This window comes from Geminocystis herdmanii PCC 6308 (assembly GCF_000332235.1).
Classification (GTDB): domain Bacteria; phylum Cyanobacteriota; class Cyanobacteriia; order Cyanobacteriales; family Cyanobacteriaceae; genus Geminocystis; species Geminocystis herdmanii.
Genome location: NZ_CM001775.1, coordinates 521,783 through 542,575, shown reverse-complemented (window position 1 = coordinate 542,575; position 20,793 = coordinate 521,783). Strand labels below are relative to the sequence as shown.

Annotated in this window: 25 protein-coding genes and 1 tRNA gene; 18 read left to right on the top strand and 8 right to left on the bottom strand. The window is 34.8% G+C overall.

The annotated features are described in order from the left end of the window. Positions 1–26 precede the first annotated feature (26 nt). A complete protein-coding gene (locus SYN6308_RS02670) occupies positions 27–602 on the bottom strand; it encodes a Uma2 family endonuclease (protein ID WP_017292888.1) in 576 nt (191 codons plus the stop codon). A 136-nt stretch (positions 603–738) separates the two neighbouring features. Here SYN6308_RS02670 and SYN6308_RS02665 point away from each other — a divergent pair, with 136 nt between their 5' ends. The 3 genes from SYN6308_RS02665 to SYN6308_RS25095 all read left to right on the top strand — a co-directional run bounded on the left by SYN6308_RS02665 (position 739) and on the right by SYN6308_RS25095 (position 3,533). Continuing rightward, a complete protein-coding gene (locus SYN6308_RS02665; RefSeq protein ID WP_017292887.1) occupies positions 739–978 on the top strand; it encodes a ribbon-helix-helix domain-containing protein in 240 nt (79 codons plus the stop codon). Beyond that, positions 959–1,375: a putative toxin-antitoxin system toxin component, PIN family gene (locus SYN6308_RS21595; RefSeq protein WP_017292886.1), complete on the top strand. Its 417-nt coding sequence runs from the start codon at positions 959–961 to the stop codon at positions 1,373–1,375. The genes SYN6308_RS02665 and SYN6308_RS21595 overlap by 20 nt, the downstream gene beginning before the upstream one ends. A gap of 88 nt (positions 1,376–1,463) precedes the next feature. Then, positions 1,464–3,533, top strand: coding sequence for a choice-of-anchor Q domain-containing protein (locus tag SYN6308_RS25095; RefSeq protein ID WP_017292885.1), 2,070 nt, complete (start codon positions 1,464–1,466; stop codon positions 3,531–3,533). A gap of 535 nt (positions 3,534–4,068) precedes the next feature. On the opposite strand, the gene fmt is transcribed toward SYN6308_RS25095, so the two are convergent. Then, positions 4,069–5,064 carry a methionyl-tRNA formyltransferase gene (gene fmt, locus SYN6308_RS02650; protein WP_017292884.1) on the bottom strand — a complete coding sequence of 332 codons (996 nt, stop codon included), beginning with the start codon at positions 5,062–5,064 and terminating at the stop codon, positions 4,069–4,071. A 128-nt stretch (positions 5,065–5,192) separates the two neighbouring features. On the opposite strand from fmt, the gene SYN6308_RS02645 reads away from it, so the two are divergent. The 9 genes from SYN6308_RS02645 to tkt all read left to right on the top strand — a co-directional run bounded on the left by SYN6308_RS02645 (position 5,193) and on the right by tkt (position 14,070). Then, positions 5,193–5,771, top strand: a complete 579-nt coding sequence (locus tag SYN6308_RS02645; protein WP_017292883.1) for an L-threonylcarbamoyladenylate synthase — start codon at positions 5,193–5,195, stop codon at positions 5,769–5,771. 73 nt (positions 5,772–5,844) lie between these two features. Beyond that, entirely contained in the window at positions 5,845–6,822 is a 978-nt protein-coding gene (locus SYN6308_RS02640) for a glycosyltransferase family 2 protein (RefSeq protein WP_017292882.1), read from the top strand. A 47-nt stretch (positions 6,823–6,869) separates the two neighbouring features. Then, positions 6,870–7,388: a hypothetical protein gene (locus SYN6308_RS02635; RefSeq protein WP_017292881.1), complete on the top strand. Its 519-nt coding sequence runs from the start codon at positions 6,870–6,872 to the stop codon at positions 7,386–7,388. Between the two features lie 82 nt (positions 7,389–7,470). Next, positions 7,471–8,268, top strand: a complete 798-nt coding sequence (locus tag SYN6308_RS21585) for a hypothetical protein (RefSeq protein WP_017292880.1) — start codon at positions 7,471–7,473, stop codon at positions 8,266–8,268. A 125-nt stretch (positions 8,269–8,393) separates the two neighbouring features. Next, on the top strand, positions 8,394–9,362 hold the full coding sequence (gene cbiB, locus SYN6308_RS02625) for an adenosylcobinamide-phosphate synthase CbiB (RefSeq protein WP_017292879.1): 969 nt from the start codon (positions 8,394–8,396) through the stop codon (positions 9,360–9,362). Positions 9,363–9,444: 82 nt separating this feature from the next. Further along, positions 9,445–10,104, top strand: a complete 660-nt coding sequence (locus SYN6308_RS02620) for a cell division protein SepF (RefSeq protein ID WP_017292878.1) — start codon at positions 9,445–9,447, stop codon at positions 10,102–10,104. Positions 10,105–10,186: 82 nt separating this feature from the next. Further along, on the top strand, positions 10,187–10,993 hold the full coding sequence (proC, locus tag SYN6308_RS02615) for a pyrroline-5-carboxylate reductase (RefSeq protein ID WP_071591003.1): 807 nt from the start codon (positions 10,187–10,189) through the stop codon (positions 10,991–10,993). A gap of 363 nt (positions 10,994–11,356) precedes the next feature. Continuing rightward, entirely contained in the window at positions 11,357–11,821 is a 465-nt protein-coding gene (locus SYN6308_RS02610; protein WP_017292876.1) for a hypothetical protein, read from the top strand. A gap of 236 nt (positions 11,822–12,057) precedes the next feature. Then, the gene (tkt, locus tag SYN6308_RS02605) at positions 12,058–14,070 is read left to right on the top strand and encodes a transketolase (protein WP_017292875.1); all 2,013 of its coding nucleotides are present in this window, start codon (positions 12,058–12,060) and stop codon (positions 14,068–14,070) included. Positions 14,071–14,164: 94 nt separating this feature from the next. On the opposite strand, the gene brnA is transcribed toward tkt, so the two are convergent. Beyond that, positions 14,165–14,392 (bottom strand): type II toxin-antitoxin system BrnA family antitoxin, encoded by a 228-nt coding sequence (gene brnA / locus SYN6308_RS02600; protein ID WP_017292874.1) that lies wholly within the window; start codon positions 14,390–14,392, stop codon positions 14,165–14,167. 221 nt (positions 14,393–14,613) lie between these two features. Here brnA and SYN6308_RS02595 point away from each other — a divergent pair, with 221 nt between their 5' ends. The 5 genes from SYN6308_RS02595 to SYN6308_RS02575 all read left to right on the top strand — a co-directional run bounded on the left by SYN6308_RS02595 (position 14,614) and on the right by SYN6308_RS02575 (position 16,240). Beyond that, positions 14,614–14,859, top strand: coding sequence for a type II toxin-antitoxin system RelN family antitoxin (locus SYN6308_RS02595; RefSeq protein ID WP_017292873.1), 246 nt, complete (start codon positions 14,614–14,616; stop codon positions 14,857–14,859). Then, on the top strand, positions 14,849–15,199 hold the full coding sequence (locus SYN6308_RS02590) for a type II toxin-antitoxin system RelE/ParE family toxin (RefSeq protein WP_017292872.1): 351 nt from the start codon (positions 14,849–14,851) through the stop codon (positions 15,197–15,199). The genes SYN6308_RS02595 and SYN6308_RS02590 overlap by 11 nt, the downstream gene beginning before the upstream one ends. Positions 15,200–15,286: 87 nt before the next feature. After that, complete coding sequence (locus tag SYN6308_RS02585; RefSeq protein ID WP_017292871.1) at positions 15,287–15,544, top strand: SemiSWEET transporter; 258 nt, start codon at positions 15,287–15,289, stop codon at positions 15,542–15,544. Positions 15,545–15,561: 17 nt separating this feature from the next. Then, entirely contained in the window at positions 15,562–15,861 is a 300-nt protein-coding gene (locus tag SYN6308_RS02580; protein WP_017292870.1) for a hypothetical protein, read from the top strand. Between the two features lie 16 nt (positions 15,862–15,877). After that, complete coding sequence (locus SYN6308_RS02575) at positions 15,878–16,240, top strand: hypothetical protein (RefSeq protein WP_017292869.1); 363 nt, start codon at positions 15,878–15,880, stop codon at positions 16,238–16,240. Between the two features lie 85 nt (positions 16,241–16,325). Here SYN6308_RS02575 and SYN6308_RS02570 read toward each other — a convergent pair whose 3' ends face one another. From SYN6308_RS02570 to SYN6308_RS02550, 5 genes are all read right to left on the bottom strand, one after another. After that, positions 16,326–16,757, bottom strand: a complete 432-nt coding sequence (locus tag SYN6308_RS02570) for a VOC family protein (RefSeq protein WP_017292868.1) — start codon at positions 16,755–16,757, stop codon at positions 16,326–16,328. Between the two features lie 73 nt (positions 16,758–16,830). After that, entirely contained in the window at positions 16,831–18,219 is a 1,389-nt protein-coding gene (locus SYN6308_RS02565; protein WP_026101878.1) for a CAP domain-containing protein, read from the bottom strand. A gap of 194 nt (positions 18,220–18,413) precedes the next feature. Beyond that, on the bottom strand, positions 18,414–19,529 hold the full coding sequence (locus tag SYN6308_RS21580) for an IS200/IS605 family accessory protein TnpB-related protein (RefSeq protein ID WP_052312584.1): 1,116 nt from the start codon (positions 19,527–19,529) through the stop codon (positions 18,414–18,416). After that, complete coding sequence (locus tag SYN6308_RS25400; RefSeq protein WP_026102121.1) at positions 19,526–19,876, bottom strand: hypothetical protein; 351 nt, start codon at positions 19,874–19,876, stop codon at positions 19,526–19,528. The genes SYN6308_RS21580 and SYN6308_RS25400 overlap by 4 nt, the downstream gene beginning before the upstream one ends. Before the next feature lie 87 nt (positions 19,877–19,963). Beyond that, on the bottom strand, positions 19,964–20,572 hold the full coding sequence (locus SYN6308_RS02550; RefSeq protein WP_017292865.1) for an IS607 family transposase: 609 nt from the start codon (positions 20,570–20,572) through the stop codon (positions 19,964–19,966). 138 nt (positions 20,573–20,710) lie between these two features. On the opposite strand from SYN6308_RS02550, the gene SYN6308_RS02545 reads away from it, so the two are divergent. Next, positions 20,711–20,783 (top strand) — tRNA-Ala (locus tag SYN6308_RS02545). The last annotated feature ends 10 nt before the right edge of the window (positions 20,784–20,793 follow it).

Genomic DNA, 20,793 nt, shown 5'->3' with positions numbered 1-20,793 from the left:
ATTGAAAGTGTAGCGGTACGATCGATCTAAAAAATCTCGGTTAAATATAAAGTAAAATCGGGTAGAATATCCTCTCCTGATATAATTTTCGGATTATTTAAAACATCTTTTTCTTGCCCTTGACGATATATTTCTACTTCTTTTTGCTCAGGATTAATTAACCATCCTAATTTAACTCCATTATCGATATATTCTTCCATTTTCTTTTGAGTATCAGTTAGTTTATCAGAAGGTGACTTGAGTTCAATGACAAAATCAGGTGCTAAAGGTAAAAATTTTTCCTGCTGAGAAGGAGTTAAATTATGCCATTTTTCTAAAGTAAGAAAAGAAGCATCGGGAGATCGATTTGCACCATTTGGTAATTTAAAACCAGTAGAGGAATCAAACACTTTACCTAATTTTTTTTGTCGATTCCAAGCAATTAATTGATAGGTTAAATCTGCATTACGATTACCTGTTAATCCTCCCGTGGGTGGCATAATAATTAAATCTCCCTGTGCATTGCGTTCAAATCTTAAATCTTTATGCTTGTGACAAAGTTCAAAAAATTGCTCATCATTTAGTTGTAACTCTAACTCTAAGGGTGTTGATAAATAAACCATAATTTTAAGTTACCAGCAGTTTAGTTATATTGATTATGCTAACACAAACGCCAAAAGTATCCCCTAACTTAACAAAAAATACTTTTTCCCAAAATATTTTATAATGTTTATACGTTTATCATCATAGGAGTTAATTATGACTCGTTGGTCATTAGTTATTTCAGAACAGACCGATCGAACTGTTAGAGCTTATCTAGGTGCTATTGGAGCAAAAAAAGGAGGATTATCTAATTTAGTGGAAGAAGCAGTAAAACGTTATATCTTTCAAGAAACTGTCAACAATGTTAAGGAAAGAAATGCTGAGTATTCTCAAGAAGAAATAATGAGTGTAATTGATGAAGCCATAAAGGAGACTCGTGTACAGAATCGTTCTTGATACAAATATTCTGATCTCCGCTTTAATCAGCAAAAAAGCACAACCCCATATCCTTTATCAAGCATGGTGGCAGTATAAACTTTATAGTCTGATTACTTCAACTTATCAGATTAGGGAATTTGAGAGGGTGGTTCAATACCCTAAACTTCAACGCTTTTTAAGAAAAGATGAAGTGCAGACAATGATTCGTGGTTTGTATGATTTTGCCATCGTTGTAGAAGAAATCGCCCATGTTAATTATTCTTCCGATCCTGATGATAATTTAATTTTAGTTATAGTCAGATTCGATCGAACTCTCCCCAATCGATCGAACTCTCCCCCATCGATCGAAATATCGAACTCCCCTCGCCCTTTGGGAGAGGGGCTGGGGGTGAGGGCAATTGTTACAATTTCGTGACCTTTACTCCAAAAAGTAGTCAGATCGATCGAAAAGGTGTTAAATTTATGTATGTAGAAGTCAAATCAGACATATTTATTTTTTCCCCATGAACCAACTATCTCAAGCGCTCACCCAAGCCGAAGCCCTCCTGCTCGAAGCCTCCCTTAATCCAAGTCTCGAAACAAATTTATCCATCGCCTTTGGAGATAACTATAACGTTGCCATAGCTAATAATATCTTCTCCTCATGGCGTAACGGTGATTTCAGTAATTTACCAACCATCGAAATTTTATCCCCTACGGAAATTAATGGTGCTCAAGGTGCTTATAGTGCATTGAATAACACCATCTATCTTTCTTCTAGTCTCGTTGAATCTGAATTCCCAAAAAAAATCCGCAACGTCTTGTTAGAAGAATATGGACACTTTATCGATGCCCAAATCAATCTCGTGGATACCCCCGGAGATGAAGGTGCAATTTTTTCTCTCTTAGCTAGAGGTGAAGATATTTCTCCAGAATTGCTGACAACTTTACAAAACAAAGATGATTCGGGTTTTGTCTCCGTTGACGGGCAATTAATCGATGTCGAAAACGCTACCTTTAACCTCAATGTCACCACTACCTTTGATCAAAATGACGGCACAGCCGAAAATGGTTTATCTCTCAGGGATGCGGTTATCTTTGCCAATAACAATCCTGCCGTAGAATATGTAATTGTTTTACAACCCGGGCAGACTTATACCCTCACCCAAAATGGTAGTCATGAAGATTCAGCTCTCACAGGAGATTTAGATATTCGAGGTAATATTACCGTTAGGACTCAAGGGACAGGGCAAACTCCAGCGACTATTGATGCTAGGGGATTGAGTCAAAGAGATCGAGTATTTGATGTTCTTAACGATGCTACTCTCACCCTGGAAAATGTCACTGTTACCGGCGGTTATGCAGAATCTTCTGGAGGTGGGGTTCGTGTTAATAACAATGGAACTCTCAATGTTTTTTCCTCCACGATCGATGGTAATACTGCAACCTTTGATGGTGGGGGGGTATTTGCACTAAGTACGGTTAATATTATTAATTCCACTATCAGCAATAATCGAGTTATTGCGAACTCTTTTGGTGAAGGTGGTGGTGGTCTTAGGCTTAATGGAAATGTTTTGATTGAAAACTCTACCATTAGCGGTAACACTAGCAATCGGGATGCTGGTGGCTTATACATTAGCTCTACGGAGACAATTATTACTAATAGTACGATCACTAATAATGTCGCTGATGCTAACAGTTCAGGCTCTGGAAATGGAGGAGGAATTTTCCGTAGCGGTGTTAATATTAGCCTAAGAAATACGATCGTTGCAGGAAACAGAGATCTTAGCCCTAGTAATCTTGATATTCATCCTGATGTTTCAGGTAATATTAATGGAGATAACAACAATCTCATCGGTGATCTAAGGGGAGCTAGTGGTACGATTGGTACGGGTACAGATATTGTCAATAATAATATTCGTCTTGCCCCTTTAGGTAACTATGGCGGTTTAACCAAAACCCATGCCTTATATCAAGGTAGCCCTGCGATTAATGCAGGAAATAATAGTTTAATTCCTCCCGATACCCTCGACTTAAACAATAATGGTATTACCGATGAATTTGCTACCTTTGATCAACGGGGTGCAAGTTTTTCCCGTATTATTGATGGCACAGTAGATATTGGTGCTTTTGAAGGAGTGCTTCCTCCCCCTACTTTTAATGTTCCCATTTATCGTTTTCAAAATCGTTCTGTACCCGGTACATATTTATTTGTAGGAGAAGAAGAAAGACGTAGTGTTAAAGCTAATTATCCTAACTTTGTGGAGGAAGGATTTGCTTTTAATGTTGCCAACTCTGGAGGAGATGGTTTAATTGCCTTAAATCGTTTCCAAAATAGTTCCGTACCCGGCACATATTTATTCGCAGGGGAAGCCGAAAGTATCGTTATTCGTCAGAATTTCCGTAATTTTGTGGAAGAAGGCGTTGCATTTTATGTTCATGCCCCCGGAAGTGGACAAGGTACGACTTATAATCGTTTCCAGAATCTTAACTTACCCGGTACATACTTATTTGCAGGACCAGAAGAAACGGCAAGTATTACGCAAAACTTCCCTAGTTTTGTTAATGAAGGCATTGCCTTCGGTGCAGGTTAAAGCTAAGGTAGGTTGGGTTGAGGCAACGAAACCCAACTTCTTTAATTTGGCTCAACACCTTGATTTATCATTATGTAGCCTAAAACTTAACACCTAGGCTTAATAAAAAAACTTTTTCAGCAAACCCTAATTAATTGTTCTTTTGCCAATAATTATGATTTTTGCACCGTATTTCGGGCTTCTAGCCCAAATTCACCTCAGTGAACCATAAAGAAAATGATGAAAACTAGACAGGTGGACAAGTGGACAAGTCGAATGGGAGAAAAATTCTTAATATTTGATGTACTTTTGAGAGAATTTTATTCATTCACCAGAAATACAATCTTCCTGTCTGCCTGTCTGCCTGTCTTCCAAGTCAGTCCTCATCTATTTTTATAGTTCACTCAGGTAAATTCGATCGATGCCTAATGGTCATGTTTATTGATAATAATTTATGCGATCGCATAATCTGTATATTTACGGGTTTCAGGATTATCTATGATTTCAGATTCGATCGCGCAGCACCGTCTTTGACGATCGAACTTTACCCCAAAAATTAGCTAAGTTTTTCACCTATTTTTAGATGACTACCGTTAATAAAATTCCATGCTGATTGCAGTTTTTTCCCTGCTAATTGCACTTCTAATATTAATAATAAACCTGCTCCAGTTTGTACGATAAAACCAAAATTTTTAATGGTTTTAACTATCTCTCCAATTTCTCCCGAAAGGTTATCTATATCCTGTAAAAATGGGGATAATTTACTGAGGTTTGAAGGTAAATTTAATCTATCAATTTCTGTTAAGGGAATACTTTGAGTTATTTTTAAAATTTGCGATCGAAATGTGGTGATACAATGGGGATAAAATGCCCTAATTTGGTTATGAATTTGTAAAGCTGATTGATGCCAATTAATCTGATAATCTGCTTTTTCAATCAAACGCGCATAAGTCGCTAAATCATTATTTTGAGGAATAGGTTGAATTTCTTTAGCTTCTAATTTTGTCAGGGTTTCTATTAATAAATCTGCGCCTTGTTGTGCTAATTTAAGGGATAATTCTTCTACATTGGTGAATAGTTCGATCGAACTATAGGCTTTTAATAGCATATCACCCGTGTCCATACCTTCATCCATCAGCATAGTAGTTATACCCGTTTCGGGTTTCCCGTCATAAATACTCCACTGAATCGGTGCCGCCCCTCGATATTCAGGTAAAATTGAACCATGAACATTGATACACCCTAATTTGGGCATATTAAGGATTTTTTTCGATAAAATTTGTCCATAGGCAACCACCACAAAAACATCAGCGTGACTTTTATGCAATAATTCGATCGTATCCTTATCTTTTTTGATGCGAACAGGTTGCCATACTGGTAAATTATACTTTAACGCCAACTCTTTCACTGGAGAAGCTATCATCTGATTACCCCTACCCCGTCTTTTATCAGGTTGGGTAACAACAGCGATGACTTCATAATCACTGTGATTGAGTAATGATTGTAAACTGTTAATCGCAAAATCTGGTGTACCAAAAAAAACTATACGCATTTTTTAAGTGAATAGTTGATAGTGAATAGTTGATAGTGAATAGTTGATAGTTTATAGTGGATAATCGATAAGATAAATATTGTTAATTATTCATTCTCCATTCTCCATTCTCCATTCTCCATTCTCTTATGGTTTCTATTTCTGTTTTAATCCAAAAAGCGATCGAAAATCAAGTAGTTAGTTTTCCTACTGATACCTTACCTGCCTTAGCAGTAAAACCCAGTCATAGCGAATTAATCTTTGAATTGAAACAAAGAAGTTATGAAAAACCCTTGATATTAATGGTTAGCAGTGTCGATGAAATCTGGCAATATGTTAAAGGCACACCCGAAGAATTAATCATTTGGCAAAAAATAGCCCATGAATATCTCCCCGGTGGTTTAACCATGGTGTTACCTGCATCCTCTCTTATACCTGCAAAAATGAATCCCCTTAATCCTAACAGTATAGGGGTTCGAGTTCCTAATTGTTCGATCGCGCAAGAAATTCTCCGTCACACAGGAGGAATGGCAACCACCAGCGCCAATTTATCTGGAGAGGAAGCCTTAAGGGATATGTCAGCCATCGCCCAAAAATTTCCCTCCGTTCATGTTTTAGACTACGATAATAGCAAAAATGAAAATTCTGGAGTAGCCTCCACTGTGATAAAATGGACAGGAGAAAATTGGCAAACTCTACGACAAGGGAAAATTATCATTAAGGTTTAAAATTTATCTAAAAAGTTCTCTTTACTAAGAAAATTTAAAACTATCAAAAACGTTTAATATTAACTATCAATTAATGGTGAAAAAAAATCAACCAGAATTATCTTTATTAATACCTTGTTATAACGAAGCAGAAAATTTAGAAATACTTTTTTCTCGTTTACAATCCGTGTTAAATCCTCTTAATTTAGATTATGAAATAGTTTGTATAAATGATGGAAGTAAAGATGACACTTTAAAACTTTTGATTGATTATCACGATCGAGATAACCGCATTAAAATTATTAATTTATCTCGTAATTTTGGCAAAGAAATTGCCATGAGTGCAGGATTAGATTATACCACAGGAAAAGCCGTAATTCCCATCGATGCCGATTTACAAGACCCACCAGAATTAATTATTGAGTTATTAGAAAAATGGCGAGAAGGTTTTGATATGGTTTACGCCGTGAGAAAATCTCGTCAAGGAGAATCATGGTTAAAGAAAAAAACTGCCGATTATTTCTATAGTTTTATCGGCAAAATTAGTACTATTCCTATTCCTGCAAATACGGGAGATTATCGTTTATTAGATGAAAAAGTAGTTAAAGCATTAAGACAATTACCCGAAAAAAATCGCTTTATGAAAGGCTTATTTTCATGGGTAGGTTATCGACAAACTGCGATATATTTTGAAAGACTACCAAGACATGGAGGAAAAAGTAGTTTTAACTATTGGAAATTGTGGAATTTTGCCTTAGATGGTATCACTTCTTTTAGTTCAATTCCCCTCAAAGTTTGGAGTTATTTTGGCTTAATTATCTCTTTAATTTCTATTTTTTATGGTTTATTTTTATTATTAAAAACTCTCATTTTTGGGATTGATTTACCCGGTTACGCTTCCACTATTGTGACGATATTATTCTTAGGCGGTATTCAATTAATAACCTTAGGAGTTATTGGGGAATATATTGCTAGAATTTATGAAGAAGTCAAAGGAAGACCACTATATCTTATCAGAGAAACCTATGGTTTGCTCGATCGAACTCCCAATCAAACGCAGGAAAGAGAATAAATTTACTCAAATAAAACATGATAAAACTTTAATTTAAACATAAAAAAATGAATCTAAAAATTGTCTCAACTATTATTTTTTCTCTGAGTATTCAACCTTTTATTACCTTACCAAGTTATGCAGAAGATATTAAAAGTAGTTGCGTCAGAGAAGCCTCTCGTCGTCTCATGAATTCACAAGCATTAGAAATTTGTCAAAATGCTAATCAATATACAGCATCCTGTGTCACAGAAGCCTCCCGTCGTCTCATGAATTCAGAAGTCGTAGAAGTTTGCAGAAAAGCGAATCAATATACAGCATCCTGTGTAACGGAAACCTCTCGCCGTCTGATGAATTCACAAGTGGTTGAAGTTTGTCGAAATTCTAATCAAGATACCGCCTCTTGTGTAACGGAAGCCTCTCGCCGTCTTAGTAATGAAGACAGTGTTAAACTTTGTCGCTCAAATAATTCAATTCCTAGAGATAACCCTAGAGATGAATTTGCTAACTGCATCAAAAAGTATATTAATGAAGGCTTGAGTGAAACTACTGCCGTTAAAATATGCGATCGAGATTGTCATAAATAATATCCTAACATTTAAGGAACAAATTATTAATCATCCCGTCAAAAAAACTAACCTATAAAAAATATTTAAAAGAGAAATTATTATGAAATCGACAACTATTAAAAACAATCAAAAATTATTAAGTTTAACTCTAGCTTTAACCACCACAGCCGTTAGTTTAATCCCCTTTCAAGTTTCCGCTAAACCTAATCAAGAATTTCGTTCTAATTCTTCAAAAGTTCCATTATCCTTAAACCATACCAAACAAAATAACGGATCATATCGTCCTTATACCCCTTATCCTTCTAATAATACTCCCAATTCTTCTGTTCAAAATTCAGGGCAAATAACCAGTTTAAATATCGGCACAATTATTCCCGCAACTTACCCAGAAGCCAATAAAATTCTAGTTACCCGACAAGAAACCATGGCTTTAGTTTTAACTGTAACAACTAATGTTAGAAATAATAATAATCAAATTATCATCCCCTCTGGAAGTCAAATTGTTGGTGAAATTATCCCCGATGGTAACGGCTCAAGATTTGTTGGTAATACTTTGATTCTCAATAATGGTAGTGAATCCCCCATTAATGTCTCCTCCAGAGTGATAACTACCACCGAAACCGTTTCCGCAGGAAAAAACACCGATGCTATTTGGCAAGGTGCTTTAGCAGGTACGGGTGCAGCCGCAATTATTACAGGAATCACAGGAGACAAACGCATTACGCCTTTAGAACTTTTAGGGGGTGCTAGTATTGGTGCATTAGGTGGATTAATCTTAGGTGGCGATCGCACTCAAGAATTAATTTCTATCAACCCTCAACGAGATTTCGATCTGACGTTAAACTCTAGTTTTAGTATGAACAATACTAACAATAATTCTACTATCAGAACTTGGTAAGATTCAATGAGAGAAAGGTGGACAGGTGGACAAGTGGACAGGGAGAGGGTTAGAATTTATTAATTCTCAATTCTCAATTCTCAATTCTCAATTCTCAATTCTCAATTCTCAATTCTCAATTCCCATTGGATATTATTTGGTTAGCATCTATTTTAGATTATCTCATCGGTGATCCCTCGACATGGATTCATCCTGTACAGGTTATGGGATGGATTATTCAACGCTACCATGATTTTGTGATCGATCGAATTTCGAGTAAATTAGGGCGTAAAATAGCTGGAATTATCCTCAGTTTAGCATTGATTATTGGTAGCGGTGGCATAACTTGGTTGCTGATTGATCTCGTTAGTCGCTTTAATTATTATGGTGGAGTCATCCTTCAAGTTGTCTTGTTAGCCAGTTGTTTCGCAGGTAGAAGTCTTCGTCATGCCGCCGAAGATGTATTGTTATATCTCCAACAAGATGATTTATCCCAAGCCCGTTATCGTTTAAGTTTTTATGTCGGTAGAGATACGGATAACTTATCAAAAGAAGATATTTTACGAGCTATTTTAGAAACCGTTGCCGAAAATACCGTTGATGGAGTCACCGCCCCCCTCTTCTATAGTTTGATGGGGGTTTTTTTTCCTGTCATTGGTTGTGTTCCCTTTGCGATCGCCTATAAAGCATCAAGTACCTTAGATTCCATGATTGGATACAAAAAAGAGCCTTATACTGATATAGGTTGGTTTAGTGCGAAATTAGAAGATTATTTAACATGGTTGCCTTGTCGTCTAACTGTCTTAACTTTAGCAATTATATCAGGACACCCCCTTAAATACATTACTGAATGTAGAGAATATGCTACTCAAGACCCTAGCCCTAATTCGGGATGGAGTGAAGCGATTTACGCCTTAATCTTAAAAGTGCAGTTAGGGGGTGAAAATACCTATAAAGGAGAAACAAAATTCAAACCCTTGTTAGGCAAACCAGAGCAAAAAATTGATGAAAATTCGATCGAACAAGCCTTATCATTAACTAGAAAATGTTTTTTATTATGGTTATTTACTCTTACTTTGTTAAAACAGGTTTTATTTGGGTTAACAACATTATAAAGTAGAGAAAAATATCCGTAAATTTTTGTATGGATTCATAAAATTTATATTATTATACTAAAATCATTGAGGAATTAAACAAGTGAGCAATTTTTTAGGCAAATTGAAGGATATTATTGGTGGAGGACAACAGGACTATCAATATTACGAGGAAGAAATGGAAACTATGGCGACGGAGGATTTACCGAAGGAAAACATCATAGTTGATTCCGCCGTAGAATCTCCTCCTGAAACCTCCCCCCCAGTACAATCTTCCCCCTCTTCCCGTCGTCGTCAACGGGAAAAATCTTCTCTCAAAATGGAAATGCCTTCATCTTCTTATATGGATAATAGTATGTCAAGTGTCTTACCTAATAACGTTATCGGAATGCCAGGAGTTAGTAACGCCGTGAATGAAGTAGTAATAATCGAGCCCCATTCTTTCGATGAAATTCCTCAAGTTATTCAGACTTTACGGGAACAAAGATGTGTACTCTTAAATTTGAATGTCATGGAACCTGACGAAGCACAAAGAGCAGTAGATTTTGTCGCTGGTGGCACTTACGCCATTGACGGACATCAAGAGAGAATCGGCGAAAGCATCTTTTTATTCACTCCTCGAAATGTTAAAGTCAGCACCGTGTCTGGTAGTACCTATCAAGTTAGAGAACCAGTAATGAGCAACACAACAATAAGTAACTCATTTTCCGATCCCCTGTGGAATGATGATACAGTCGGTATGACTAGCAATATTGCCCAATAAGGTGTTAGGAGATTAGGGTGTTAAGGAATTAGGGGATTAGGAAATTAATCAATTCATTGTCCATTGATAATTGTTTAAAAAGATTGTGTTTAAATTAGGTGTTATTGGCGGTGGAGTAATGGCAGAAGCTATTATTTCCCGTCTTCTGAAAGAAAAGATTTATTCCTCAAGTAGCATTATTGTCAGTGATCCTCAGATAAGTCGTCGTCAATTTTGGCATGATCAATATTCTGTGACTACCACTGAAGATAATCAACATATTTTAGATAATTGTGAAATATTATTGTTAGCTATTAAGCCTCAGATTTTTGAAAATGTAGTTTCTAGCTTAAACTTAAATCTCCATGAAAAACCCTTAGTTTTATCTATTTTAGCAGGGGTTTCTCTGGAAAAATTAGCCCATCATTTTCCTGAATACCCCATTGTACGGGTGATGCCTAATACCCCTGCCATCGTGGGAGAAGCCATGACGGCAATTTCTCCTAACGAAAAAGTAACATCACTTCAGCTAGATTTAACCTTATCCCTTTTTCATAGCATCGGTTCGGTTATTCAAATACAAGAGTCTTTAATGGATGCCGTGACAGGGTTATCGGGTTCGGGTCCTGCTTTTGTCGCCTTGATGATTGAGGCTTTAGCGGATGGGGGGGTGGCTTCTGGTTTACCTCGATCGATCGCCCTAGAATTGGCTACTCAAACAGTTTTAGGTACAGCGCAATTAGTTAAACACAAAAATTTACATCCTGCTATTTTGAAAGATCAAGTTACAAGTCCGGGGGGGACAACCATCGCTGGAGTTGCTCAATTAGAAAAAAATGGTTTTCGTCATGCCGTAATTTCTGCCGTTACTACCGCCTATAAACGTTCTCAAGAATTAGGCAGTAAGTGAGCTATAGTACAGGAAGACAGGAAGACAGGAAGACAGGAAGAGAGGTGGACAGGAAGACAGGTGGACAGGTGGACAGGTGGACAGGAAGACAGGAAGAAAAATTGATAAGTTTTTAATTCTCAATTCTCAATTCTTACTTTTATCCTCACCAAAAAACTATGAGACAATCCCTTGAATAGTTGTCAAAATCATTTCTTGTTTGTTATACTGTGAAGGTAACAAATTTTTGTAGTTAATTCAATAATCTCATGTTAAACCTAACAAGTTAGCGTTACGTTCGTAGCTTCAGTTAATAGTACATCTAAAATCCCAAGGGATTCTAGTGTCTAATAACAACAAAAAAACAATAAGGAGGCTACTTTTATGTTAGGTTTAAGTTTAAGATTTCGATCGATCGCATCTCAACTTCGGGTGTTAAATTTCCATGCAAAAGATTTAACCGAAGAACATTTATTGAAAGTTATTAAACAACTTTACCCCAAAAAGTTCGATCGAGCGGTTAAAATGCGATTGGATTTAACTGATAGTTTTACCCTCTGGGAAATTCTCGGTATCGATGCGGTTATTCTCTTAGAAAATAACGAAGGTAAATCAATCCGTGTAGGTGTTTCCCTATCGGATAAAGAAAAAAATGCCAGAAACCTCGTTTTTTCCTTGAAAAGTCAAGAAGGTAGTTTACTGCGAGAAGCTTTGAATATCCAGCAATACTGGGTTTTCTTGGTGAAATGGAAAGACTTTCCTCAAACACCAGAGGAATGGATTGATATTCTCTACCGTGAGATTGACGAATTACCAAGCTATTCTGGTTGTCGTTTAATCATTTTGTAAACTGAGTCAAGAGGGGGTTTTTCCTCCTCAAAAAACGTAAGCTATCTCGATTATTGATGAAATTAAAGTGATTTATTTTATTTTTATCAGAAAAAAAGCTCGATCGAAACATCAATGATTTGGGAAACCTGATGAAATTTATTTTTCAACTTTCTTACTTGCGATCGATACTAAACAATGAGAAGATATAGGCTAACTGATCAAATATGTATATTTAGTTAAATTTAAAATTAATTATGGTGGTTGCAACCCAATCAATTCAAGAACTCTGCGTCAATGCGATTCGTTTCCTTTCCATTGACGGCGTAGAAAAAGCAAAATCTGGACACCCCGGTTTACCTATGGGCGCAGCACCCATGTCTTTTGTACTCTGGGATCAATTTATGCGTTTCAATCCCAAGAATCCCCAGTGGATAAACAGAGACAGATTTGTGTTATCCGCAGGTCATGGTTCTATGCTTCAATATTCTTTATTACATTTATTTGGCTATGATAGCGTTACTATTGATGATTTAAAACAATTCCGTCAGTGGAAATCTAAAACCCCCGGACACCCCGAAAACTTCGTTACTGCTGGTATTGAAGTTACAACTGGTCCTCTCGGACAAGGTATCGCTAATGGTGTTGGTTTAGCTTTAGCTGAGGCTCATTTAGGAGCAAAATATAACAAGCCTGATGCGACTTTAATTGATCATTACACCTATGTTATTTTGGGTGATGGTTGCAACATGGAAGGTATTTCTGGGGAAGCTGCTTCTTTAGCTGGGCATTGGGGTTTAGGCAAACTCATTGCTTTATATGATGATAACCATATTTCGATCGACGGTAGCACTGATATTGCTTTTACTGAAGATGTATCAAAACGTTTTGAGGCTTACGGTTGGCACGTTCTCCATGTAGAAAATGGAAATACTGATTTAGATGCGATCGCTGCTGCCATTGCTGAAGCTAAATCTGTTACGGATAAACCTACCATGATCAAAGTTACCACAACCATCGGTTATGGTTCACCCAAAAAAGCAAACACCGCAGGAGTCCATGGTGCGGCTTTAGGTGGTGATGAAGTGGAAGCAACCCGTAAAAACTTAGGTTGGAACTACGAGCCTTTTGTTGTACCTCAAGAAGCCTATGATTACTTTAACAAAGCGATCGAACGGGGTGCAAGTTTAGAAGCAGAATGGAATCAAACCCTTGCTACTTACAAAACTAAGTATCCTACGGAAGCTAAAGAATTTGAAACCATCACTTCTGGGGTACTTCCTGAAAATTGGGCGGATTGCTTACCTTCCTACACTCCCGAAGATGCACCTTTAGCAAGTCGTAAACATTCGGAAAATTGCTTAAATGCTATTTCTAAAGTATTACCTCAGTTAATTGGTGGTTCGGCGGATTTAACCCACTCTAACCTAACTCAGTTAAAAATTTCTGGGGATTTCCAAAAAGGTGCTTACGAAAATCGTAACGTTCACTTCGGGGTAAGAGAACACGCTATGGGTGCGATTTGTAACGCTATTTCTCTCCATAACACTGGTTTAATTCCCTACGGTGCAACCTTCTTAGTTTTCTCTGACTACATGAGAAACTCTATCCGTCTTTCTGCTCTTTCTGAAGCCCAAGTTATCTGGGTAATGACTCATGATTCGATCGCGCTGGGAGAAGATGGACCCACTCACCAACCCGTGGAGCACGTTGCCTCCTTACGTTTAATCCCTGATTTACTCGTATTCCGTCCCGCCGATGGTAATGAAACCTCTGGAGCTTACAAAGTTGCGATCGAAACCAAGAAAAAATCTTCCCTCATGGCGTTAACCCGTCAAAACCTACCTAACTTAGCAGGTTCATCCATTGACGCAGTAGCCAAAGGCGGTTATGTAGCGGCCTGTGGATTTGCGCCTAACGAACTAGACTTAATCTTAATTGGTACAGGTAGCGAAGTAGGATTATGTATTGATGCGGCGGAAAAACTCAAAGCCGAAGGCTTAAAAGTGCGTGTGGTTTCCATGCCTTGTGTGGAATTATTCGACTTACAAAGTGATGAATACAAAGAATCTGTATTACCTAAAGCCATCAAAAAACGTGTTTCCGTAGAAGCTGGAGTTACCTTTGGTTGGGAGCGTTTTGTGGGTGACGAAGGCGCTTGTATTGGTATTAATACCTATGGTGCATCTGCACCGGGTAACGTCGTTATGGAGAAATTCGGTTTTACCGTTGATAACGTAGTAGCGACTGCTAAGAAAATTCTCGGCTAATTAACTACGACTTAATTTTCAATCTGTAGGGTGGGCATTGCCCACCTTTTTTATTGTAGGGGATGCGATAAATGTAGCAAAGTTTATTGTTGTGTTACTCGATCGATGTTAAATGTTGTAATAAGTAAGTTTTGACTAGGGTATCAGTATTAATGCCCTGTTGTTGTGCCTGTTGGTTTAATTGTTCAATCATCCACAAGGGAAGTTCAATATTTAGGTGTGGTTTTTTATGTCTTAAAGGGCGTTTAGCTTGGCTTAAATCTAAGTAAGGAATTATATCTTCTCCTTGCTCAAATTTATGATCAAATTCTTCAGCTTTCATACAATTTTACCTCTTTATTTTTTGCTCTACGGACTGAAATAATGCGTATAATATCCCCTCGATAAGTAATCACAGCCCCCCTAAATAGTAAGGTACACCTATTTCTTCATAATAATGGGTTTGAGTCTGCTCTATGTACCTCATAAATATAAGAATTGCTATATATAATAAAAAAAATATTAAAATTAAAATATAATTTTCTCAAACATGAATAACTAATTATGAAAGCGATCGAAACTACCGCAACTATTAACGAAAAAGGAGAATTGAATTTAGATAATACTTTAAAAATCAATAAACCTCAACGAGTTCGTATTATAGTTTTAATGTCTGAAGAAGAAGATTTAGATTATTATGATACTCCTCTCAATATAATTCAAGAAGGCATTGAGGAAGGATTACATCAAGCATTTACAGCGCAAACTATTCCTCTCGAAAAAATGTGGGAAGGTATTGATGTCGAATAATACTCCATTCTATATTGAACTGACACCACGCTTTAAAAAGGATTTACGAGAACTTGCTAAACGCTATCATTCAATTAGAAAAGATATTCAACCCTTAATCGATCGATTACAAACAGGTGAAATTATAGGCGATCGAATAACAGGTGTTAAATATAATGTTTTTAAAGTTCGTCTTAAAAATAGTAATATTCAAAAAGGTAAAAGTGGAGGTTATCGAGTTATTTATTATGTTAAAACAGAAACATCAATTATTTTAGCAACAATTTATTCAAAATCTGATTTAGCAGATATTAGTAATCAAATGATTGAAGATATTATTAAAAAGTACGAATATGAATAATAAAAACAATATCTTTCTATCATTAAAAAGAGATAAAATGAAAAATGGATTCTTCATTAATTAATGATAAAATAAAAGTAAAATTATATGGAATTAGTAACAATAATTGGCTTAATGGCTGGTAGTTTAACTACTATTTCTTTTTTACCCCAAGTAATTAAAACATGGCGATCGAAATCAGCAAAAGATATATCATTATCGATGTTTTTAAGTTTTTGTGTAGGGGTTTTACTGTGGATAATTTACGGATTATTATTAGGAGAATTACCAATAATTATTGCTAACTTTATTACTTTGATTTTGGCTGGAACTATCTTATTTTTTAAGTTTAAATATCCTGAATAAGTCAAGAAAAAAATTTAATGTCTCTGCAGTTTACTATTTTATTTAATTTGAGTTTATGTGGTTTAAATTTATATTTGTTATGGAAGTTAATCCAATTTAAAAAATATTTATTTAATTTGAATCAAGTGTTATTGCAAATTAATTATGACTTACCTTTAATACTAAAAGAAATACCTTTAGCCATTTTATTAACGGCTTTAGAAATTAAAAAATTTAAAAGTAACTATAATTTATTAAAATTAAAAATTAAAAATACCCAAAAATTGATTATAATTATTAAGTTTATTTACCGACTAACTCAAGGAAAACTTAGATAAATTTAAGGATGACATAATGACACCTAAATTTGATGATATAGTTGAATATGAAAAAGCTCAATTATTATTACAACCTATTTATATTCGACTTATAGATAATATCCGTAAACAATCAGAATTATTGCAATGGAATATTGATTATCAAGAAATTTCTGAGCCTTTTCCGGGTTATTTAGTCTCTTTCACAAAAGATAATTATCACAAAAAATATAATCTTTGGGATTTGTGTTTTCAAGTTTGTTTTATTTCTTATCAACAAGGACAAATTGAACCCGTACAAGCTGATAAAATGTTAATTGACGATCGAGGTGAATTAAACTGGGAAGCCTTAGAAAATAAGACAAAAAATTTAGTTATAAAATTACTTACTATAGCTTAAATACATTTTAGCTTATCATTATAATTTTATCGAGTATTTTAAATGTTTTCTCTTATGTTTTTGTAACTTATTGAAAATGGTGATATTATCGATCGCCGATGGATATAATATGATTAGCTCCAAAAATAGCCTCATAATGACGATAAAATTTAAACTCCAGAATATTATAAAAGGTATCTTGTAAAAAGAAGGTTTTATGTTCTGTTAATTCATTTTTAAATCTTAATTTAGGTTGTTGATATAAGTCTAAATTGTGATGATTACAGCGATTTAATAAAGTATCCCAATCGGATTCTTGAGTGAAAATTAAACCAAAATGACGAGGATAAATATTAGTAGGAGGTGTTAAAATTTCTTTGGTTATATGTCCAACTAATTGATGTCCATAAAAATCAAAAATTACTGCGTTTTGATTTTCTCTACCAATTTTTGAACCTAATATATCACCATAAAATTTTTTTGCTTCGGCAATATTAGTAACGGGTATGGCTAAATGGAAAATAACTCGATCGATCATAATGTTATCATTAATTAAGTTGAATAATCAGTTATAAAAAAGTTTGTAGTGATGGCTTTAGCCATTATAATTGCTAATATATAACTCGAAAAGCCTCCCCTTCTAAGGTGAAATTAGGATAGTTTTGTAAAATGCTATTTTTTTCTTCTTCCCCTGTAAATAAATAAGTACCTGATACATTATTATTTTGAAAACGACTGACTAAATCTCCTTGACTACTACTCACAGGATAAACATAAAATGCCAATCCTTCTAACTCAAAGTTCGGATAATTTGCTTCAATACTAACTTTTTCTTCTTCCCCTACATAGAGATAACTACCGTTAATATTTTGATTGTGAAAACGATAAATTGGTATTAAACTATCATCAGGAGATAAACTTGTATAAAATGCGAATCCTTCCAATTCAAAGTTAGGATAATTCGTTTCAATACTAGCTTTTTCTATTTCTCCAGCGTATAAATAAGTACCGCTAATATTGTTGTTTTGAAAACGATAAATTGGTTGATTTAAGAGAGAATCTTCTGTGATATTATTCTCATTATCATCTATAGGATCAACGGGATCAATTTCTTCCTCAATAATGCTATTATTTTCATTCAAATAAAAGTAATTATCATCGGTAATAAAATCTAATTTAACATTACGGGTGTCGATCGAAACCATTTGAGAAGTGATATTATTTTCAAAATCTTCGCCAAAATCTCCTATAAAATTTACTGAATAATTCCCTGATGGTAGAGATAAAGAATAACCCCCCGTTTCCCAAGTTTGAGTTTGATATTGAGTACCCGTATCCACATTTTGAGCTAATATCGTAACATTGCCAATACCCTCACCAATACTATAAAAATCATCATCGATAACGGCATCATCATAAACAACCCCCGTTAAAAAAGCACCCTCCTTATTAGAGTTAGACACCGCAAAATTTTGAGTCGTCATCACGGCATTATAATTAATGTTATTGACAGAAAATTCTCCTTCCACCGAAGCAATGCCAATTTCCTGAAAATCATCCTTGAGAATCGTGACTCGATGCCCTCGATTTGGGTAGTTTCGATCGACAAATAAGTTATCATAATTATCTACGGCAAACTGCTCAAAATCAAGGGAATTAGTTGTACCCTTCCATGCAATATTTTCACCACTCATCCAAGGAGTTACAAATTCATAACCTGCGATGGTCATTCTCTCCTTAGATGAGCTATTATTTACCCCAGTATGACTAAAAATATCATTATCTAACATCCACTCACTATGATCATAGGCGGATTGATTTAAGAAAACATTAAAAGCTAAAGGCTGTTTTGGATCATTGGAGATAAGATTATTACTGGGTACACCTTCATTTAACAACCCATTGAGCAAACGATCGGCTTCTAACTGAGGATTTTCTCTAGCACGATTAATTAATTCTAGCATCAATTGATCGATCGACGTTGGTTCTCTTGCTATCATGATATTTCATCCTAAATAGTCTTTATCTCTATTTTAAATAGACATCGACCATATTTTCAGTAGAGACATAAAATTTTACGTCTCAAACTATTGTAGAGACATCAAAAATTTAATTTTTCCAAGAAGTCTAATAATCAAATACCGCTCCTAAAAAGTTGGACAAACTTGGACATCATGAAAAAATGACCCCAAATCTACCATTTTTGCGTTAACCGAACAGAATTGTTAACGACTCGTGACAAGGAATCTCGCCTTGTAATAAAAGTGTCTTGCGACTTGCCATTAAACCTGTCACTATGTAACTCATCTAATAGCTTGACCTCTACTTCTCTGTTAGAGACACTATTGAAGAAACTATGACGTTTTACGCTTTTGAGTTTCTTCGACAGAGCATTCCAAAAACTCCAGACGTGCCGACTAGAATCAACTTGAACTAATCGGGCGTAACTGGTTGGAATACCCTCTTTTTTTCTTAATGCCCGTCTTGCCAATACCAACCCGGCTGCTGTATCGCTCGACAAACCATAAAGTCTCATAAATTTTGTTAATCCGATTAAACTTGAAAAGGCAGGATTAACTTTTATTACTTCAATTCCATGTTTAAAAGCACAACTATTTAACATATCTAAAAAACAACTATAAGCAAAGTTTGATAACATTCGAGAATATTTAACTCCTTCTTCCTTCATTGTTGCTTTTTTTCGTTCAAAATCTAAATTTTCTACACTAATTGGACACTCATATTGATAAGCTAATTTTACTAATTTCTTGACTGCATCGCCTATAATTGCTTTTGTTTGATTAGTATTTTTATCTCGAACATTGATTTTAATTTGTCCTTTTGCCTTTAAATTTCCATCATGATCAACATAACTCCAACCGATAATATTTGGGTTTAAATCTATCCCTAACATTCCATTTTTATTATCAGATATAGTGGGAGTTTCAGGCAAATCAAAACTACAAAATATATACCATTTTTCATCTTTTTTGACAAATCTAAAAGTTAATGCTTGTGCATTATTTAAAGCGTATTCTACATCACTTTGTCCATAGCTAAACTTGACATTTTCGATTAGATAATACTTCCCAAAAATGGACTCATAACAAGATGGTACTCTTATTTTTAAAGTACCATTAGCTAATAATTGACAATTTTGATTACCATTCTTTTCATCTTTTGAACCCACTAAAGTAAATTGTGAACTACGACATTTTTGCCAGTCTTTTAACCATTCTTGGTGACTAGAATAACCATTCTCCTTTAAATTAAATTGAGCATACCATAGTTTTTTACCCCCGAATATCATAGATGGTTTTTCTTTTTTAAAGTAACTAATCTATCTTTCAATATTGCTAATTTTCTTTGTTTTTGATGAATGGTAAATCTTAGTTTACTTCTGATTGATTTTTGATTTCTACCACAAGATAATGGTAATTTAGCTAATTTTTTCTTTTCACTGTCAATGATTTTTTGTAAACCTTTAATCTTTAATTCTGTTTGTTTTATTTGGCTTTTATAACACTCTTTTCGACTAGCTATTTTACCTTTTAAGATTATATGAATAGAGTTAAATTGACGTGCATTTATCCCATACTTTATTTGATAACTCTTCTTTAAATCATTGAGTTTTTTCCTTTTTCTAAATCTTTGCATAAATCTCTTTCAATTTTGCCAAAAAAACCTCCTATTAAATCGCAAAATTCTGCGACTTCTTGACTGATTAAGGTTTGATAAGTTATTTTACTCAAGATTTTTTGCTACCTCTTTTAATTGTTCTACGATTTGTTTGTTTTTATGACTTCTACTACCATATAATCTTGCTGAGAATACTGTAATTATTTCTAGTACATCTTTGGCTAAATCTTCCTCAAAACTAGAATCTTCACTTCTGTTAATAATTATAACTTCTGTGCCAAATATTTCACATAAAGAAAAGATTAAATCAGAACCAAATCGTAATAATCTATCTTTATGAGTAATAATTAATCGGTCAACTTGATAAGAACAAATTAATTTAATTAACCTAATTAATCCTTTCTTTTTATAGTTCATACCTGAGCCTAAATCTTGGATTATTTCAAAATCCCAACCATGACTAGAAGAATAAGATTCTAATACTATTATTTGACGATTTAAGTCATCTTTTTGGTCATAACTAGAAACTCTGGCATAACCAATTGTTAAGGAATTATCCGATTTATTTTTGAGTAAAGTAGAAATATCATATCGTCTATGTCCACCTTCTGTACGAGTAGAGGTTATTTTCCCCTCTTTTTCCCACCTACGCAAAGTCTTTGTGGATACTCCCAATAAATCAGATGCCGATTTTATCGATAAAAAATTGGACATTAAGCCTAAAAATCAATTATTATTTCCAAGTTTATCTAATATTGTCTAATTTTTCAAGGGCTGTTCAATAACCCTCTTTCGTATCAAAAAAGGTTGATTTTTTTCCAGAAATTCTTTACAATATTAAAGGACGATTAAGGGGTTATAGCTCAGTTGGTAGAGCACTGCAATGGCATTGCAGGGGTCAGCGGTTCGAATCCGCTTAGCTCCATATTAAACTA

Excerpts from the sequence above, each read along its gene's own strand:
- SYN6308_RS02585 (WP_017292871.1), top strand. The coding sequence starts at position 15,287 with ATGGAATTAGTAACAATAATTGGCTTAATGGCTGGTAGTTTAACTACT.
- SYN6308_RS02670 (WP_017292888.1), bottom strand. The coding sequence starts at position 602 with ATGGTTTATTTATCAACACCCTTAGAGTTAGAGTTACAACTAAATGAT.
- SYN6308_RS02635 (WP_017292881.1), top strand. The coding sequence starts at position 6,870 with ATGAATCTAAAAATTGTCTCAACTATTATTTTTTCTCTGAGTATTCAA.
- tkt (WP_017292875.1), top strand. The coding sequence starts at position 12,058 with ATGGTGGTTGCAACCCAATCAATTCAAGAACTCTGCGTCAATGCGATT.
- SYN6308_RS25400 (WP_026102121.1), bottom strand. The coding sequence starts at position 19,876 with ATGCAAAGATTTAGAAAAAGGAAAAAACTCAATGATTTAAAGAAGAGT.
- SYN6308_RS02550 (WP_017292865.1), bottom strand. The coding sequence starts at position 20,572 with ATGTCCAATTTTTTATCGATAAAATCGGCATCTGATTTATTGGGAGTA.
- SYN6308_RS02565 (WP_026101878.1), bottom strand. The coding sequence starts at position 18,219 with ATGATAGCAAGAGAACCAACGTCGATCGATCAATTGATGCTAGAATTA.
- SYN6308_RS21580 (WP_052312584.1), bottom strand. The coding sequence starts at position 19,529 with ATGATATTCGGGGGTAAAAAACTATGGTATGCTCAATTTAATTTAAAG.
- SYN6308_RS02580 (WP_017292870.1), top strand. The coding sequence starts at position 15,562 with ATGTCTCTGCAGTTTACTATTTTATTTAATTTGAGTTTATGTGGTTTA.
- fmt (WP_017292884.1), bottom strand. The coding sequence starts at position 5,064 with ATGCGTATAGTTTTTTTTGGTACACCAGATTTTGCGATTAACAGTTTA.
- SYN6308_RS02575 (WP_017292869.1), top strand. The coding sequence starts at position 15,878 with ATGACACCTAAATTTGATGATATAGTTGAATATGAAAAAGCTCAATTA.
- SYN6308_RS02610 (WP_017292876.1), top strand. The coding sequence starts at position 11,357 with ATGTTAGGTTTAAGTTTAAGATTTCGATCGATCGCATCTCAACTTCGG.
- SYN6308_RS02570 (WP_017292868.1), bottom strand. The coding sequence starts at position 16,757 with ATGATCGATCGAGTTATTTTCCATTTAGCCATACCCGTTACTAATATT.
- SYN6308_RS02645 (WP_017292883.1), top strand. The coding sequence starts at position 5,193 with ATGGTTTCTATTTCTGTTTTAATCCAAAAAGCGATCGAAAATCAAGTA.
- SYN6308_RS25095 (WP_017292885.1), top strand. The coding sequence starts at position 1,464 with ATGAACCAACTATCTCAAGCGCTCACCCAAGCCGAAGCCCTCCTGCTC.
- SYN6308_RS02590 (WP_017292872.1), top strand. The coding sequence starts at position 14,849 with ATGTCGAATAATACTCCATTCTATATTGAACTGACACCACGCTTTAAA.
- SYN6308_RS02640 (WP_017292882.1), top strand. The coding sequence starts at position 5,845 with ATGGTGAAAAAAAATCAACCAGAATTATCTTTATTAATACCTTGTTAT.
- SYN6308_RS21585 (WP_017292880.1), top strand. The coding sequence starts at position 7,471 with ATGAAATCGACAACTATTAAAAACAATCAAAAATTATTAAGTTTAACT.
- brnA (WP_017292874.1), bottom strand. The coding sequence starts at position 14,392 with ATGAAAGCTGAAGAATTTGATCATAAATTTGAGCAAGGAGAAGATATA.
- SYN6308_RS02665 (WP_017292887.1), top strand. The coding sequence starts at position 739 with ATGACTCGTTGGTCATTAGTTATTTCAGAACAGACCGATCGAACTGTT.
- SYN6308_RS02595 (WP_017292873.1), top strand. The coding sequence starts at position 14,614 with ATGAAAGCGATCGAAACTACCGCAACTATTAACGAAAAAGGAGAATTG.